This is a genomic window from Chitinophaga sp. CB10 (assembly GCA_001870995.2).
Taxonomy (GTDB): Bacteria; Bacteroidota; Bacteroidia; order Chitinophagales; family Chitinophagaceae; genus Chitinophaga.
This window is the reverse complement of the sequence record MLAV02000001.1, coordinates 86,763-103,216: the sequence shown is the minus strand read 5'-3', so window position 1 is coordinate 103,216 and position 16,454 is coordinate 86,763. Positions and strand designations below refer to the sequence as shown.

The following is a 16,454-nucleotide window of genomic DNA, read 5'->3' as shown; positions in this document are numbered from 1 at the left end:
TAACTTCAGCTAAGAAATGGCTGAAGGCGCTGTACATATCAGGCGGTTGAAGTACCTGTTGCTGCTGGTGGCGGCAGTGCCATTACTTGCCTTCCACGCCCCCTCCTCCGATACCCTCCGCTACTACCGCAGCAAAGATGACCTCAGCGGCTGGATATACGCACAACTACAACTCCCCTTGCCCGACCAGGGACAGAAAGCCAGACAACTGGAAGCCACCCTGCAGAGCAGCTGGCGCGCACCGCGCACCCAGCCAGAAAAACAAGCCTGGCTGGACCTCCTGGCCAACGCAGGTTACCGCTACCTCCAATCAGGCGATATCATTTCCTCCACGGCCATCTACCAAAAAGCTTTTGACTGGGTACGCCAGCAGTTTCCCGATGCCGATCCGGAATTCTTGCTGGAGCATATCCTGAAGCCGCTGGGTAACAACTATACACGACTGGGCGATTACGATCAGGCGATCTATATCCACCGCATGTCCCTGAAGGTTGCGACTGCCCTGGAAGACAAAGACGCCATGGCAGCCACTTACAGCAACCTGGCCAATGCGGCAGCCAACCGGGGGGAATATGCCCTGGCGCTGGACTGCTGCCGCAAGGGCATTACGTTGGCGGATAAACGCAGTGCGCTTTATGGCCTGTTATTATCAGAGCAGGCGGATGTGTACCAGCAGCTGGGCGATACGCCCGCAGCGCAGCAATCCATCTCCCAGGCTATCCGCATCCTCGCACAACAACCAGCCAACGACCCGGCCGCAGCCCACTGGCTATACATGGCCTACCAGCAGGCAGGCGATATTTATGCCGCCTCGCCGCAACAGGCGATGCGCTATTACCGGCAGGCATTGCGCTTCCCTTACGAACGCCTCCCCCACCGCCGCCGGGAGCAGGCAAAATTATTCCTGCGCATTGCGCGGCTATACGCCGCCGGGAAGGAACCGGATAAAGCGCTGGCCAACCTCGACAGCTGCGCCGCTTTACTACTCCCCGGCAAACGTTTACGCGCGGTTACCGCCGCGGATGTATATGCGGAAAACACCCTGATGGACCTTTGCTACCTCCTGGCGGAAGTACACGCCACGCAGGGCCGTTTCGACGATGCCCTGCACTATTACAAACTCACCTTCGCCACCGAACGGGAGCTGCGGCAGGCATATGTATCCGCAGCCTCAAGGGAAATGTCCGTAGCGGATATCCGTACCCGTTATGCCAGCGCCATTAACACCGCCTATACCGCCTGGAAAGCCGGCGGTAAGGACCACTACCGGCAGGACCTCCTGCTGTTTATGGAGGACAGCAAGTCCCAGCTGCTATGGGAACAGCTCCAACGCCTCCACCTTCGCGCAAAAGATACCCTAATTCATAAGATCAGGGTACTGGAACAGGCGCAGGCCTACTACCAGAAAGAAGCCCTGCAGCAGGGCGGTGCGGACAGCAGTATGCGGCAACGGCAGCAACAACTGGCCTACGAGCTTTCCCGGCTGCATAAACAGGCGGATCATACCCAGCAGCCGGATACCAGCCTGCCGCTAACTGCGATGCTTAAAAAGCTGGGACCAAAAAATTATATCCGTACTTACTTCACCGCCGGCAACCTCGTATATACGATGGAGTTAGGGCAACAGGGCATTCGCTACCTCGACCGTACGATCCTCCCGGCGGACAGCCTGCAATACTTTCGCCAACATTATTTTGACGAAGGCCCCCAGGCCATGGTGAGCAAACCGGCGCAATATTACCGGGACGCCTATACGATTTACCGGCAGCTGTTCCGCGCGCATCCGCCGGAAGCCGGCGCGTCCTATTGCCTCCTGTTGGATGGCAGCCTTACCGGCTTACCTGTGGAAGCGCTGGTGACGGACAGCGTGTACAAACCTGCCGTCAGCAAATGGCCGTTCCTCGTCAGGCAGGCTACCTTTTCCTACGCCTATTCCCTCCGTACCTGGTATGCGCAATATAGTACCGATCCTCAATCACCGGCATTCACCGGCTTCTTCGTATCCGGGCAGCAGCAGCGGGGCAACCTACAGGGGGTAGCGCAGGAAAAAACGTTATTACAGGAAGTGGTTACAGGCGAGCTATACGAAAATGCAGCTGCCAGCACCACAGCGCTGAAAAAAGCCCTGCAGCGCGGCGGCATCCTCCATATCAGCTCCCATGCCTACATCCGGCAGGATACGCTGGCCGCTCCGCATATTGCCTTATCCGATGCGCCGTTTTATTTATTTGAGCTGCACCAAACCCCGCAACATCCGGCCCTGGTGGTGCTAAGCGCCTGCCGCACAGCGGATGGGCGATACATGGCGGGAGAAGGAGCGGAAAGTATGGCAAGGGCCTTTGTAGCCACCGGTACGCCGGCAGTAGTGGCGGCATTATGGAATGTGACCGATGCCACCGCTCCGCTCCTGATGCAACATTTTTACCGGGGGCTGCAAAAAGAGCGCAATGCAGCCATGGCATTGCAACAGGCTAAGGTCCAATGGCTGGAGGACCCGTCAGTGAGCGAGTTGCATAAGCTGCCTTACTATTGGGCCGCCTTATATTACCAGGGCAATGCGCAACCGCTGGCGGCTGCGGCGGGATACAGCCGTTATTGGCCGGTGCTGGCGCTGATATTGGGTTTAGTGGGATGGATATACAGCAGGAGAAGGATGCGGGGATAAAGGAGATTATGAGTTGTAACCGGAAACCTGCCGGCAAGCAGCATACAATTAACATAAACATAAAAAAGCGTTTTATCAACCAGATAACTATGGCCTTACCTTTGGGCCTGCTTATCCAACTTCAGTGATTATGCCAGACAATAACAGGTGGGAACGTTTCCAGGAGGGCGATACTACGGCGTTTGAGCAACTGTTCCAGGAACACTGGGATGCCCTCATGCATTATACCTGTAATATCATCGCGGATGTGGATATGGCCAAGGATGTATTACAGAACTTCTTCCTGGAACTCTGGGAAAAACGGGCTTCGCTACCCCTTCCTAAAGAAACCAGGGCCTTTCTGCTGTTTTTACTGCGGCTACGCATTTTAAACGCCCTGCGAAAAGAAGATATCCGTAACCGGCATGAACATGTATTTGCCGGGCTGCTGACGGAAGTTACCTCCAGCAGCTCCGACCAGTTATATTATAAGCAACTGTACGAAGAGCTGCACCAGCACGTGAACCAGCTGCCTGCACGCATTCAGGAAGTATTTAAGTTAAGTCGCTTTGAGAATTTATCCGTAGCTGAAATTGCCGCCAAACTCGGGGCCTCCGAACAAACAGTTCGCAACCAGCTCAATACCGCCAATAAAAGGCTGAAGCTTATGCTGAAAGGCTCTATGGCTTCCTTCCTCCTATAATTACTCCCTATACCTATTGTGCCGCCATCGTTGGGCCTTGCAGGCTACAACGCAGCGGCGCTGTTTTGCAGGCCCAATTCCCCTGCCCGGCAAACCGCCCGCCACGGTAACCACCGGCGCCCATATTACCAAAATGTTAAGCACACAACCGGAATAGTTATCCTTTCCGCCACATGTGACATATATACAAACGAGCAAATTTTTCCTGATCCGCTAAATCGTTTTAATTGGAAAGAGAAGAGATATACAAATTAATGGCCCGCTACCGCGCCGGCAAATGCTCCCCGGAAGAAGTACTCCTCCTCATGGCCTGGCTCGACCGCATGCAGGGACGCCAATCCGCCGGGCTACCCGCGGAAATGCAGGCCTCCATCAAGCAAACTATCCTTAGAAATATCCACCAGGCGCCTGCCGTACGCCCCCTCAGCTGGAAACGCTGGGCCGTAGCGGCAGCGCTTCTCCCCCTGATCGCACTGGCATGGTGGTGGAAAACCGACGCCCGCCGCACCGCCCCCGTCGCCTGGCAAACCGTCCGCACCGGTAAAGAGGAAGTGAAAAAAATCGTCCTCCCCGATGGCTCACAGGTATGGCTCAACGCTTCCACCACGTTTGAATACCCCGCCGCCTTCACCGCCAACAGAACCGTACGCATCAAAGGCCACGGCTACTTCGACGTTGCGCAGAACAGCCAGTCCCCCTTCCTCGTGGAAGCGGCGGATATACGCGTGAAAGTACTCGGCACCGCCTTCGCCATTACCAACGTCAAAGGCCAGCCCGCCCGCATCGCTGTGGCAACAGGTAAAGTGCAGGTAACGGAAAAAGAACAGGTGCTCGGCATCCTCCAGGCATCCCAGCAACTCACCGTCACCCCGCAAATGGCCAGGATGAGTTTTATCGACAGCGCCAGCATCCGCAGCTGGACCAACGGGGAACTGGCACTCCACGACACGCCGCTGCAACAGGTGCTGTGGGAGCTGGAGAACTACCACGGCGTAACGTTTGAAACGAAGGTGAACATAGATGCGTGCAGGTTAAGCGTCAGCTTTACCCCCAGCATGACCCTTCAAAACAAACTCGATATTATCAGCAGGATTATCATCTCACCAAAAATAAAATTCCATACCACAGACCAACAAAAGTATGTGGTACAGTAACAACCAGACAATCATATTTAATACACTACACTATGCAACCAACATTGCAAAATCACCTGAAACATCCGCGAAGGATGAAGCCCCTGCTTGTTCTACTACTGGCATCCGTCCCGTTCACAGAAAGCTTCTCCGCCTTCAGCCAGGCATTGGAGCATGTAGTGCCGGGCATGGATGTAAAAAAAGGTTCCCTTACCCAGGCCATCGTATCCCTGGAAAAGAAAGCCGGCGTGCGCATCTCCTACGATAACCGCGCCCTCGCCAACGTCCGCGTGGCGCCGCATTCCTGGAAAAATGAAACGGTGGCGGCTATCCTGTCCGACCTGCTCAACAGCACCGGCCTGAAATACGAAGAACGCCAGAACACCATCGTGATCTTTCCCGCCGCCGCCACCCCTGCCGGCGTCAATACCTCCCTGCAACAGGAAAAAAAGATCAGCGGTAAAGTAACCGATGCCTCCGGCCCGCTGCCGGGGGCGGTCGTGCAACTCAAAGGCACTAACAAAGGCGCCATCACAGACGCTAACGGCAACTTCTCCTTCAGCGCTCCCCTCAATGGCGACGCAGTACTCGTTATCAGCATGGTAGGGTACAAACAACAGGAAGTTATCTTCAACGGCGCGCCCCTGCAAATCGTACTCAACACCGCCAGCCGCGAACTAGGGCAGGTATTGGTGGTGGGTTACGGCAGCCAGTCCCGTAATAAGATTTCCGGCGCGATCACAGATGTAAAGCTGGATAAACTCAGCTCCCGCTCTGTAAACAGCGTGGAAGAAGCCATGCAGGGCAAAGCCCCCGGCGTAGTGGTACAAAACCAGGGCGGCGACCCTACCTCCGCGCCCAAGGTATATATCCGCGGTACGGGCGGTATCAACGGCGAAAACCCGCTCTACGTGGTGGATGGTACCATCTATAATGGCCTGATCAACCCGGCGGACATTGAGTCCATCTCCGTCCTCAAAGACGCTGCCGCCGCTATTTACGGCGCACGCGCTTCCGGTGGCGTCATCCTCATCACTACCAAAAAAGGCAAATCCGGCAAGATGTCCGTCAACGCGGAAGCCAAAATGGGCGTGCAAAAGACATACAAAACGCTGGACGTGCTCAACGCCGCTGAATTCAACAGCGTCATGAACCAGGCGTACGACAACGCCGGCAAAGCCCGCAACCCGGCCTATGACGCCACGCAGAACCCGGACGGCGCCATCACCCGCACCAACTGGATGGACGAGATCACCCGCTCCGCCAAACTGCAGGAATACAACGTGGACATGAGCGGTGGTAACGATAAATCCAAATTCTTCATGGGCTTCGGTTACCGCAAACAGGAAGGTATCCTCATCAATACCTTCAACGAACGCTATAACTTCCGCCTCAACTCCGAACACCAGCTCAACAACTGGCTGAAAGTAGGCGAAAACCTCAGCTACGCGTACTCCAACGGCAACGGCGCCAACACTACCAGCGCCTACACCGGCGCTATCCTCACCGCCCTGCAATACACGCCGAGCGTTACGCCCTACCAGCCGGATGGCTCCTACAGCGGCCTGCCCGCCAAATGGGCCGGCGGTTACGGGGATGTGATCAACCCCGTGGCCTACCTGCAACGCCTCGATCAGAAGCACCCGAAAAGCTTCCTGCTCATCAACCCCTACGTGGAAATAAAGTTGCCTGCCAACCTCACTTTCCGCTCCAACTTCTCCATCAACAAAGTGTTTGATAACGAGAAGAACTTTACTTCCCGCATCCTCGAAATCGGTAAGAAATTCGACTTCAACAACCTTTACCTCTCCAACAGCAATTCCAGCGATCTGCTGGCAGAGCAAACGCTGACCTACGATAAACAGCTGCAGGCCCACCACCTCAACGTAGTAGGCGGCTTCAGCTACCAGCGTATGCAACGCGATTACTTCAGCCTGTTGGTAAATAATTTTGGCGACGAGCGGCCTGAATTCCGCTACCCGCAAAACGGCGATGCCGTTGACCCGAATGGCTTCAACGGCGGGCGCGACCTCTCCGCCGCACAGTCCTTCTTTGGCCGTATCAACTACGACTATAAAGCCAAATACCTCTTCTCCGTACTGGGCAGAAGGGACGGCACTTCCCTCGTGGCGCCTGCGCACCGATACCAGAACTACTATAGCCTCTCTGCCGGCTACGTGCTCACGAGCGAACAGTTTATGAAAGACCTCGAAATCGGCGATGTACTGAGCTACCTCAAATTCAGGGGCAGCTACGGTTTGCTGGGCAACCTCTCCTCCCTGCCGGTAGGCGCGGTGAGCCCGCTGCTGGGCCGTTCCAGCGTGTACTTTGGCGCACAACCTGCCATCGGCCGCGCTTATTACGAACAAACCATCGCCAACCCGGACCTCACCTGGGCAGAATCTCAGCAGACCAACATCGGTATGGACCTCGGGTTGTTTAACAACCGCCTTTACCTGATCGGCGACTACTTCATCAAAAAGACCAACAAAATGCTCCGCCAGAAACAGGCGTTAAGTACGGATGGCGTGCAGAACGGCGCCTGGATGAACGTGGGCAATGTAAGGGATAACGGTATTGAACTGGGCATCACCTACAACAGCAAGGAAGGCAGCGAGTTCCAATACAGCGTGAGCGCCAACCTCGCTACGGTGAATAACAAACTGCTGTCCTTAGGCATGGGCGACCAGGTGCTGAGTACTTCCGACATCAATATCCGCAGCTCCATCACACCTATCCGGGTAGAAGTCGGGCACCCGCTCTACTCCTACTACCTCGTGAAAAGCGCAGGCCTGTTCCAGACCCAGGCGGAAATCGATAACTACACCTGGACCGATCCTAAAACCGGCGCTGTCAGCAAGATCCAGCCGAATGCCAAACCGGGGGATATGAAATTCATCGATTACAACAACGATGGTAAAATCAATAATTCCGACCGCCAGTTTATGGGCACGCCATATCCCAAATTCACGTACGGATTCACCTTCAACGGCAGCTACAAAGGGTTTGACTTCAACCTCTTCCTGCAGGGCGTGCAGGGCAACAAGATTTTCAATGCCCTGAAATATACCGGCCTTGCGCCGCTGGTAACCGGCCAGGGTTACAACCTGCTGGCGGATGTAAAGAATGCCTGGACGCCGACCAACACCAACACGGATATTCCACGCGTTTCCATCAGCGATCCTAACGGTAACTTTGGCACTACTTCCGACTGGTACCTGGAAGATGGTTCCTACCTGCGCGTGAAAAGCGTTACCCTCGGCTACACCTTGCCCAATGCGGTGGCCGGCAGGATGCATATCAGCAAACTGCGTGTATTCGTTACCGGTAATAACCTCTTCACCTTTACCAAATATTCCGGTATGGACCCTGAAGTGGGCACCGATACCTACGGCATTGACCTGGGCCGCTATCCGCAGGCGCGTGGCTTCATTGCAGGCCTGAACGTGAATTTCTAATACTCAAGCCAAAACATTATGAAAAAGATAGTATATACCTTTTCAATACTCGCAGGCATGGCCATCAGCGCCTGCAACAGTAAGCTGGATGTATCGCCGGAAGGCTCTCCCGCGCTGAACAACTTCTGGAAAACCGCCAAAGACGCCACCAGCGGCGTAAATGCGATGTACGCTCCTTTTGACGACGAAAACTTTTACGGCCGCGGCGCCTTCTGGTTCATCGATGCCAGCGATGATATGGTGGTAGGCCGTGGTAAGCCGGAAGCGGAAAACATCAAGAACTTCAATTCTTCGTTTATCGGCGGCAGTTATACCGAAGGCCAGTGGTCCCTCCGCTACCTGGTGATCAAACGCGCCAACGATATCCTGAGCAAAGTGCCGGCCATCCAGATGGACGAAAAGCTGAAGCAGCGCTACCTGGGCGAGGCCTACTTCCTCAGCGGACTGATGTACTTCCAGCTGTCCTACCTCTATGGCGATAATCGCGCCGGCGTGCCCATCATCAGCAAGTACAATCCTACGCCCGGCGTTGTGGTACCGCGCGCGAAGAACGTCTCCGAAAACTACGACACCGTTATTTCGGATTTAAAAAAGGCGGCGTCCCTGTTACCGGACTTCTCTTCCTACTCTCCTTCCGATTACGGGCATGCCCACCGGACCGCTGCGCTGGCCTATCTCGCCAAAACCTATCTCTATAAAAAAGACTACGTGAACGCAGCCGCCTATGCGGACTCCGTGATCCTCAGCGGCAAACATGCCCTGCTGAAAAATTTCGCGGATGTATTCACCATCGCCAACAACTGGACGTCCGAATATATCTGGAGCGCCTACAGCACCGCTGCCGGCACCAGCGGCTGGGGAAGTATTTTGCCGGGCGTAATGCTGGAAAACACCGGCTGGGGCAAGTACAACGGCTGGGGCTATTACATGCCCACCCGCGAGCTGGTGGAGGAATACGAGCCAGGCGACCTCCGTTTGCCTGCTACCATCCTGCAACCCGGCGATCAGTTCAAATATTTCGGGCAAACGATGTCCTACAGCAGCACCAACAGCACCAGCGGCTACCAGTTCCGCAAGTACATGGAGCCGTTTGGATACGAAAACCCCATCGGCACTTACCTGAGCCCAAACGGCGACCATCCCGTGACGGCGCTCAATCCGCCGCTGCTGCGCTATGCGGAAATACTGCTGATCAAAGCGGAAGCAATGATCATGCAGGGTAAGAGCGGGGATAATGAAATCAACCAGCTGCGCGCAAGAGCAGGCCTGGCGCCTGTCAGCGGCGCTACAATGGCCAACCTGAAGCATGAGAGAAGGTGCGAGCTGGCCGGCGAATGGGCGGACCGCCATTTCGACCTGGTACGCTGGGGCGATGCGCAGGCCGCCTACGCCAAACCCCTGCACGGGGTGGACCCAGTGAAGGTCATCTGGCCGGCGCGCAAGTTTGACCCAACAGTCATGCATGTATGGCCGGTGCCGCAGCGCGAAATTGATGCAAGCGGCGGCGTGATCAAACAGAACGAAGGCTGGTAATTATTTTTATATTTTTCTGGGGAGAATAAAGTGCTGCGGCGCTTTATCTCCCCGTTTTATTTGCACCAACACGCTGAAAATGCCTAATCAAAACAATCCTGCTAAAGTGAAAAAACTCCTCCTGATACCCGCCTGCATAATGGCCGCTAACCTGAACGCACAAACGACGTTCTATACGATGTCCCAGGCGCACTCCCACAACGACTACGAACGTGCCGCTCCTTTTTATGCGGCCGCCAGCCTGGGCTTCGGCTATATAGAAGCGGATATACATCTGCAAAACGGGCAGCTCTACGTGGCGCACGACAGCAAGGATATCAGCAGCAACCGTACCCTGGAGGCGCTCTACCTGCAACCCATCGCCCGGCAGTTTGAACTGAACAACGGAAAGCCATATCCCGGCAACGCGCCCATGCGCCTGCTCATCGACCTGAAAACCGCGGGAGGCCCTACCCTCGCCGCTTTACAAAAAGCGATACAGCCTTATAGAAAATATTTCGACAGCCGGATCAATCCGCATGCCGTACAGATCATCCTTTCCGGCAACGTGCCCCCGGCCGGCGCCTGGGATCAGTATGATGCCCTGTTTTATTTCGACGGGCGGCCGGACAGTACCTACAGCGCCGAAGCGCTGAAAAGAGTAGCCCTCATCAGCACGGATATGAAGCGATTCACTTCCTGGAATGGAAAAGGCACGCTGGTGCCGGCCGAGCAAAAAGCCATCGAAAAGCAAATAGCGGCGGTACATGCCATGGGCAAGCCTTTCCGCTTCTGGGGCGCCGCCAGCAGCAAAAGCACCTATTATAAACTCATGGACCTCGGGGTGGACGTGATTGGTACGGACCACCCGGTGGAACTCTATGAAGTGCTGCAAAACCCGCAAAAGCTCAGCAGCGCCAACGCGCCGGCGCACGCCGTATATACGCCCACGTATGCCTCCGACGCCACGCAGGCGAGGTCCAAAAACGTCATCCTCATGATTGGCGACGGTACGGGCCTGGCGCAGCTATACGCCGGCTATACGGCCAACCGCGGGGACCTGAATATTTTCCGCATGCGGCAACTCGGGTTATCCAAAACCCAGTCCACCGATAACTACCATACCGATTCCGCCGCCGGCGGTACAGCCCTGGCTACCGGCAGCAAAACCAACAACCGGGAAATCGGGATGGATAATACCTACGTGGCCATCCCTTCCCTGCCGGAACTATTGGCCCCTGCGGGCATCCAGAGCGGCGTGCTGGTAACGGAGGAGATCACGGGCGCTACCCCGGCATCTTTTTACGGCCATACAGCGGACAGGGACAGCGCTAATATCCTGATGCGCCAGCTGATCCGCAGCAAGCTGCAGCTGGCCGTAGGCGGCGGCAGGGAAGCCCTGCAGCACCCGGCTTTGCAGCAGGAGCTGGCCCGTGCCGGCGTAACGGTGACGGACCAACTGGATCAATGGAATCCGCTGACGCAGGGCCGCACGCTGGTCATCCTCCCGGGCAGCGTGGTGAACTCCATGGTGGAAGGCCGCGGGGATTACCTCAAAAAAGCATTACAAAAAACATTGCAACAGCTGAGCCGGAGTGAGAAAGGCTTCTTCCTGATGGTGGAAGGCTCCCGGATAGACCATGGCGGCCATTACAACAACCTGGATTACCTGGTGCGCGAGATGCTGGACTTTGACGTGGCCGTGGGGGAAGCCCTGCAATTTGCCGACCAGCAAAAGGAAACGACGGTGATTGTGACGGCGGATCATGAAACGGGGGGATTATCCCTGATGGATGGGGACATCCGCCAGGGATGGCTGCGGGGCAATTTTGCCACCAATGATCATACAGGCATCCCCGTGATGGTGTTTGCCTATGGCCCTAATTCCGGCCTGTTCAGGGGAGTGTATGAGAATACGGAGGTATTCCGCAGGATAATGATGTGCTTTGGGCTTACGCCTCCTTCAACAGCTGCTCCAGCCGGGGGTCCGTATAATCCCCGATGAACAGCAGGATGTTATTATATTGATCAAATTCGTCACGCGTGTGCATGGTCGTAATAGCCACGGCCTGCATACCCGCGTTGGCGGCGGCTTCTACCCCTTTGGGCGCATCCTCGAATACGATGCAGTTGCCGGCAGGCACGCCCAGCGCTTCCGCCGCCTTCAGGAATACTTCCGGATCGGGCTTGCTGCTGCGCACATCTTCCGCGCCGATTACGGCTTTGAAATAATGATGCAGGTCCAGGTTATCCAGCACATAATCCACATTGAATTTATCCGCGGCGGTACCGATGGCCATGGGTATCTGCGCGGCCGCGGCCTTATCCAGGAAGGCGGGTAGCCCGGCAATCAGCTGCAGGTGCGGGCGGAAGGCCGCCTGGTATATTTCCTCCTTGCGGCGGGCATAGGCGGCCATTTCTTCCGGCGTAAAATGCCCTTTCCCGAAAATCCTTTCCAGGAGTTCCTCGTTCTTCCCGTACATATGCGCCCTGACCTGCTCCCGGGTCATATTGGCGCCCAGTTGGTTAAGCATATCAAACCAGCCATCCAGGTGGTATTCCATGTCGTTGATCATGGTTCCGTTCATGTCAAAAATAAAAGCCATGCTGCCGTTGTGTTCTACGATAAAAAAATGTATATTAGACTGATTTTAGTGTTAACTAAATGCATACAAGAGATTGTATGAATCATTTGACCGTGTCTGCTGCAACAGGCGCGGTTTTTTTTGGCGCAAGGTAAGGGTTTATTCGTTATATTTGGAACGACAGTTGGTAAGCAAGGCACTCGAAAATAATCATTATGGCAGTAGTCCGGAAGCACAATATTCATATCATTGGAAATCCTGACGCCCCAAAAACACTCGTTTTCGGCCATGGATTTGGCATAGATCAGACCTCTTTCAGCGAGGTGGCTGCGGCCTTCACAGATGATTATAAAATAGTCCTGTTCGACAATGTGGGTGGCGGTAATTCGGACATCGCTTCGTTTAGCTTTCACCGGTATGCTACCACCGCCGGGTACGTGGCGGATATTGCGGACATCATTCACGAGCTGGGGCTCGCGCATGTCACCTTTGTAGGGCACAGCGTGAGCGGCATGATAGGCCTGCTGGCCAGCCTGCAATACCCCGGTATTTTTGAAAAGCTCGTCATGATCGGTTCCAGCCCGCGGTACCTCGACGATGAAGCGCAGGACTATGTGGGTGGGTTCAACCAGCAGTCGCTCGACGACTTATACGCAGCGATGGAGGCCAACTATCAAGCCTGGGCAAGCGGATTTTCCGCCCTGGCCATGAACCAACCGCACCGGCCGGAACTGGCCGCCGGTTTTGCCGCCAGCCTTACCGCTATCAGGGCAGATATTGCCATCGCCGTAGCCAGGAGCATTTTCCAGCTCGATCACCGCGATGCCCTGCCACACGTGAAAATCCCGGTACTGATCCTGCAAACAGCCGATGACATCGCTGTTCCCGGCGCAGTAAGCGAATATATGGAAGCCCGCATCCCTATGAGTAAACGAATAAAGGTTTATACCACCGGGCATTTCCCACATATAAGCGCACCACAGGAAGTGATCAGTGCCATGAAAACATTTGTATAATTATTTATCACCCGTTCAACCTATTAGGTGTGACAAGTTGGGACAGTAAAGCGCTGAGTTTTATCAATCAAACAAGCCGCTGGGATAAGGATAAGCATATCGGATCATTCCTCACCTTCAGTATCAACCTGCTGAAATCATTGCTGCATGCGGATATCACCCTGCAAATAGAATTCCAGGATGAATTTACTGCCAGGGTAAAAAACGCTTACCCGGAATACCTGGAGGATATGGTGCTGGACCCTGAGCCCATCAAAAAAATGCTGTACGGCAATGCCTTTAAAACCATTTACTGGCCTACCATTCCTCCCCCTAACCAGAACGTCCTGAAAGACCTGCTGCAGGCCTTTTCCTCTTCCGTTATCATACCGCTGCATACCGAACCGGCCAACAGCATGATCCTGCTGGGTTGGAGCGAACCCCTGGAGATGAGCGCCAGCTTCCAGGAATGCATTGAAACCATGCGCATGCGCCTGAAGGAGATCATCACCCACAGCCAGCAGCATACGCATTTCCAGCGCGTGGCCGCCCGCTTTTCAGCGATCATGCATGCTATGCCCCATGCCATTATCTTTATTAACAATGATGGATTTTCAGGCTGGGTCAATCAAACCGCTGCCCGCCTGCTGGAGCTTTCCGGCGCAGGGGAGCAGCTGCCCGCCATCCTCTCGGATGCTATGATGCAGTTGCGGAACAAAGCCACGAATGCGGACGAAATTTACAAGGAAGCCATGCAGTTGTTTACCTCTCCTTCCAACGTTATTACCAACTGGGAGTGGAAATTCGCTTACCCCGAGAAAAGCTACAACGTCATTTGTATGCCGGTATCTTCCCAGCAGGTAAGCGGAAGGTTATGGATTTTTGAAGAGAAGGGTTAAACGAAGCGGGTTACTGTTTACTCCATTCAAAAAAGAACTTACTGCCAATACCGGGGTTGGATTCTACCCACACCTTGCCCCCCTGCTCCTCTACCAGCATTTTAAAGATATTTAGCCCTATGCCGGTGCCGGTAGCGCTATCCCCTCTTTCGAACAGGCGGAAGATGCGGTCCGTATCCCGCTGGGCTACGCCGGGGCCGTTGTCCTGCACGTAAAACTGCACGTAGCCCTCTTTTTCGGACGGCATGGCGCCGATATGGATCTCCACCTTTTCCTTGTCGTTATGTTTGATGGCATTGGCGACCAGGTTCTGGAATACCTGTACCAGTTTAAGCCGTGTGGTGGTTATCGTGGGAAACTCCGTATCATACTGCACGGATACATGCCCCGGCAGGAACAGGAGCTTCACCAGCTGCCGCAGCAGCTGCCCTACATCCACCGGCTCTTTGGGCTGCTCTTCCTCGTTTTTGCGGGTGTAGTCCAGCACCGCTGGTAATCATTTCCGTAAGGTGGTTGGTGGCCGTGAGCACGATCTGCATGTATTCATGGAGGTCCGGTTCATTTTTAATGCGTTCATCCTCCGCGATGACATTGAGCAGGCCGATGGCCCCGTTCAGCGGCGATTTCAGGTCGTGCGCCACCACGAACATAAAGCGTTCCAGCTGCTTGTTGATCTTATCCTTGTCCGCCAGGGTGTGCTTGAGCTCTTCCTGGTAGAAGTAGAGTTTTTCAAAAACGCGGACTTTAGCGCGGGTAATATCCACATCCAACGGCTTGGCCAGGTAATCGACCGCGCCTTCCTCGAAGCCTTTCAGCACATATTGTTCTTCCTTGTTGATGGCGGTGACAAATATGATGGAGATGTCTTTTGTTTTGGGATTGCTTTTCAGGAGGCGGGCTACTTCGTAACCATCCATATCCCCCATCTGTACATCCAGCATGATCAGCCCGATGTCCGGGTGTTTCAGGGTCAGCTTCAATGCCTCATTGCCCGATAGCGCTTTCAGGAACACCCGGTTGGGCGCCTGGAGCATATCTTCCAGTGAAAGCAAATTTTCCTGTTTGTCGTCCACAAGCAGGATAGTCATTTTTTTGGAAGGTTCTAACATGTAGTTGTCAATTTACTTGTTGGTGTATTTAGATCTTATAAAGGTGGCGATGTCATCTGTCCGCATAACGTCTATTTTGTGGGAAAGTTCTATAGCTGCGAGTGGCATGATTTCAAATTCTGCTTCTTCGGGGTCCTGGGCAATGCCGGTTCCTCCGTTTTTTACAATGCGCAGCAGTCCGGCGGCCCCGTCGCTGTTGGCGCCGCTGAGCAGGATGCCCAGCGCGCGGCGGCCGTAGGCGGCGGCTACGCTGAAAAAGGTTTCATCGATGGCGGGCCGGCTGTAATGCACCAGCTCGGAGTAGTCCAGCGAAAAAGTGCCGTCCGGTTCTACCAGCAAATGATAGTTCTGGGGGGCGAGGTAAATGCAGCCGGGCTTTACCTGCTCCTTGTCTTCCGGTTCGATGATCTGCCTATCGGCAGACATCAGCTTGTTCAATTCACTGTGCACGTTCTTCAACCGGTGCAATACCAGTATGACCGGCGTTTTCATTTCGGGCGGGAAAGCCCTGATCAGCTTTCCCATCACGGGCAGACTGCCGGCGGAACCTCCTATGGCTATTATATCGAATCCGGTTGCAGGTGTCAAGTATTATAATTTACGTCTGAAAATTTTATACGGACCGTTTACTACTTCAAACTTCTTTTTCTCCTTGCTGAACAACAGCGTTTCTTTCATACCCAATGCCAGGTAGCCCCTGGTGGCCAGGCTATCGTAAAAGAGCGACACCACTTTTTCCTGCAGGGCGCGGTTAAAATAGATAAATACATTCCTGCAGCAAATGAGCTGAAACTCGTTAAACACCTGGTCCGTCACGAGGTTATGCTGGAAGAAGATGATGTTTTTCCGCAACGACGGATGAATGATGGCGCTATCATAACGGGCGGTGTAATAGTCGGAAAAATCGTGCCGGCCGCCGGACTGAATGTAGTTATGGGTATAATCCTTCATCCACTTCATCGGTACGATGCCCGCATTGGCTTTTTCCAGGTTGGCGGCATTCATGTCGGTGGCGTACAGGCGGCTCCGTTCCAGGAGGCCGGCTTCCTGAAGGAGGATTGCCATAGAATAAACCTCTTCGCCGGTGGCACAGCCCGCGTGCCAGATTTTAATGATCGGGTAGGTAGCGAGCCGCGGCAGTATCTCTTCTCTCAACAATTTATAAAAACCCGGATCCCGGAACATCTCTGTCACATTTACGGTGATGTATTCCACCATCTTCCTGAAAAATGCGGGGTCCGTCTGTAGCCTTACCTTGAACTCCACCAGCGTGGTTACGCCGGCATGGCTCATAAAACGTACAAACCTCCTTTTCAGCGATGCCTTTGCATAGTCATTGAAGTCATAGCCGTACTGATGCTGGATTATATAGATCAGCTCCTGGAGTTCTGTATTACTGATATCTTCTACCATATG

At 54.4% G+C, this 16,454-nt stretch carries 13 protein-coding genes; 8 read left to right on the top strand and 5 right to left on the bottom strand.

The features are described from left to right. The first annotated feature begins 16 nt into the window (after positions 1-16). The 6 genes from BOC67_RS00355 to BOC67_RS00330 all read left to right on the top strand — a co-directional run bounded on the left by BOC67_RS00355 (position 17) and on the right by BOC67_RS00330 (position 11,455). Positions 17-2,665 carry a CHAT domain-containing protein gene (locus BOC67_RS00355; protein WP_291906137.1) on the top strand — a complete coding sequence of 883 codons (2,649 nt, stop codon included), beginning with the start codon at positions 17-19 and terminating at the stop codon, positions 2,663-2,665. Between the two features lie 130 nt (positions 2,666-2,795). Next, a complete protein-coding gene (locus BOC67_RS00350; RefSeq protein WP_291906136.1) occupies positions 2,796-3,347 on the top strand; it encodes an RNA polymerase sigma factor in 552 nt (183 codons plus the stop codon). Between the two features lie 227 nt (positions 3,348-3,574). Further along, complete coding sequence (locus BOC67_RS00345; protein ID WP_291906134.1) at positions 3,575-4,501, top strand: FecR family protein; 927 nt, start codon at positions 3,575-3,577, stop codon at positions 4,499-4,501. Between the two features lie 32 nt (positions 4,502-4,533). Continuing rightward, on the top strand, positions 4,534-7,938 hold the full coding sequence (locus tag BOC67_RS00340; RefSeq protein ID WP_291906133.1) for a TonB-dependent receptor: 3,405 nt from the start codon (positions 4,534-4,536) through the stop codon (positions 7,936-7,938). An 18-nt stretch (positions 7,939-7,956) separates the two neighbouring features. Continuing rightward, a complete protein-coding gene (locus BOC67_RS00335) occupies positions 7,957-9,471 on the top strand; it encodes a RagB/SusD family nutrient uptake outer membrane protein (RefSeq protein WP_291906132.1) in 1,515 nt (504 codons plus the stop codon). A gap of 79 nt (positions 9,472-9,550) precedes the next feature. Continuing rightward, positions 9,551-11,455, top strand: coding sequence for an alkaline phosphatase (locus BOC67_RS00330; protein WP_291906130.1), 1,905 nt, complete (start codon positions 9,551-9,553; stop codon positions 11,453-11,455). On the opposite strand, the gene BOC67_RS00325 is transcribed toward BOC67_RS00330, so the two are convergent. Further along, a complete protein-coding gene (locus BOC67_RS00325) occupies positions 11,403-12,056 on the bottom strand; it encodes an HAD family phosphatase (protein ID WP_291906129.1) in 654 nt (217 codons plus the stop codon). The two genes, BOC67_RS00330 and BOC67_RS00325, sit on opposite strands and share 53 nt — an antisense overlap. Before the next feature lie 194 nt (positions 12,057-12,250). On the opposite strand from BOC67_RS00325, the gene BOC67_RS00320 reads away from it, so the two are divergent. Both BOC67_RS00320 and BOC67_RS00315 read left to right on the top strand, forming a co-directional pair. Further along, the gene (locus BOC67_RS00320; protein WP_291906127.1) at positions 12,251-13,051 is read left to right on the top strand and encodes an alpha/beta hydrolase; all 801 of its coding nucleotides are present in this window, start codon (positions 12,251-12,253) and stop codon (positions 13,049-13,051) included. A gap of 29 nt (positions 13,052-13,080) precedes the next feature. Further along, positions 13,081-13,929 (top strand): hypothetical protein, encoded by an 849-nt coding sequence (locus tag BOC67_RS00315; RefSeq protein ID WP_291906124.1) that lies wholly within the window; start codon positions 13,081-13,083, stop codon positions 13,927-13,929. Positions 13,930-13,939: 10 nt separating this feature from the next. Here BOC67_RS00315 and BOC67_RS00310 read toward each other — a convergent pair whose 3' ends face one another. From BOC67_RS00310 to BOC67_RS00295, 4 genes are read right to left on the bottom strand one after another with little or no spacing between them, the layout of a single operon-like run. Further along, positions 13,940-14,368, bottom strand: a complete 429-nt coding sequence (locus BOC67_RS00310) for a HAMP domain-containing sensor histidine kinase (RefSeq protein WP_291906122.1) — start codon at positions 14,366-14,368, stop codon at positions 13,940-13,942. Continuing rightward, a complete protein-coding gene (locus BOC67_RS00305) occupies positions 14,295-15,017 on the bottom strand; it encodes a response regulator (protein WP_291906119.1) in 723 nt (240 codons plus the stop codon). The genes BOC67_RS00310 and BOC67_RS00305 overlap by 74 nt, the downstream gene beginning before the upstream one ends. 33 nt (positions 15,018-15,050) lie before the next feature. Next, positions 15,051-15,626 carry a chemotaxis protein CheB gene (locus tag BOC67_RS00300; protein ID WP_291906117.1) on the bottom strand — a complete coding sequence of 192 codons (576 nt, stop codon included), beginning with the start codon at positions 15,624-15,626 and terminating at the stop codon, positions 15,051-15,053. A gap of 3 nt (positions 15,627-15,629) precedes the next feature. Further along, complete coding sequence (locus BOC67_RS00295) at positions 15,630-16,451, bottom strand: protein-glutamate O-methyltransferase CheR (RefSeq protein ID WP_291906116.1); 822 nt, start codon at positions 16,449-16,451, stop codon at positions 15,630-15,632. Between the last annotated feature and the right edge of the window lie 3 nt (positions 16,452-16,454).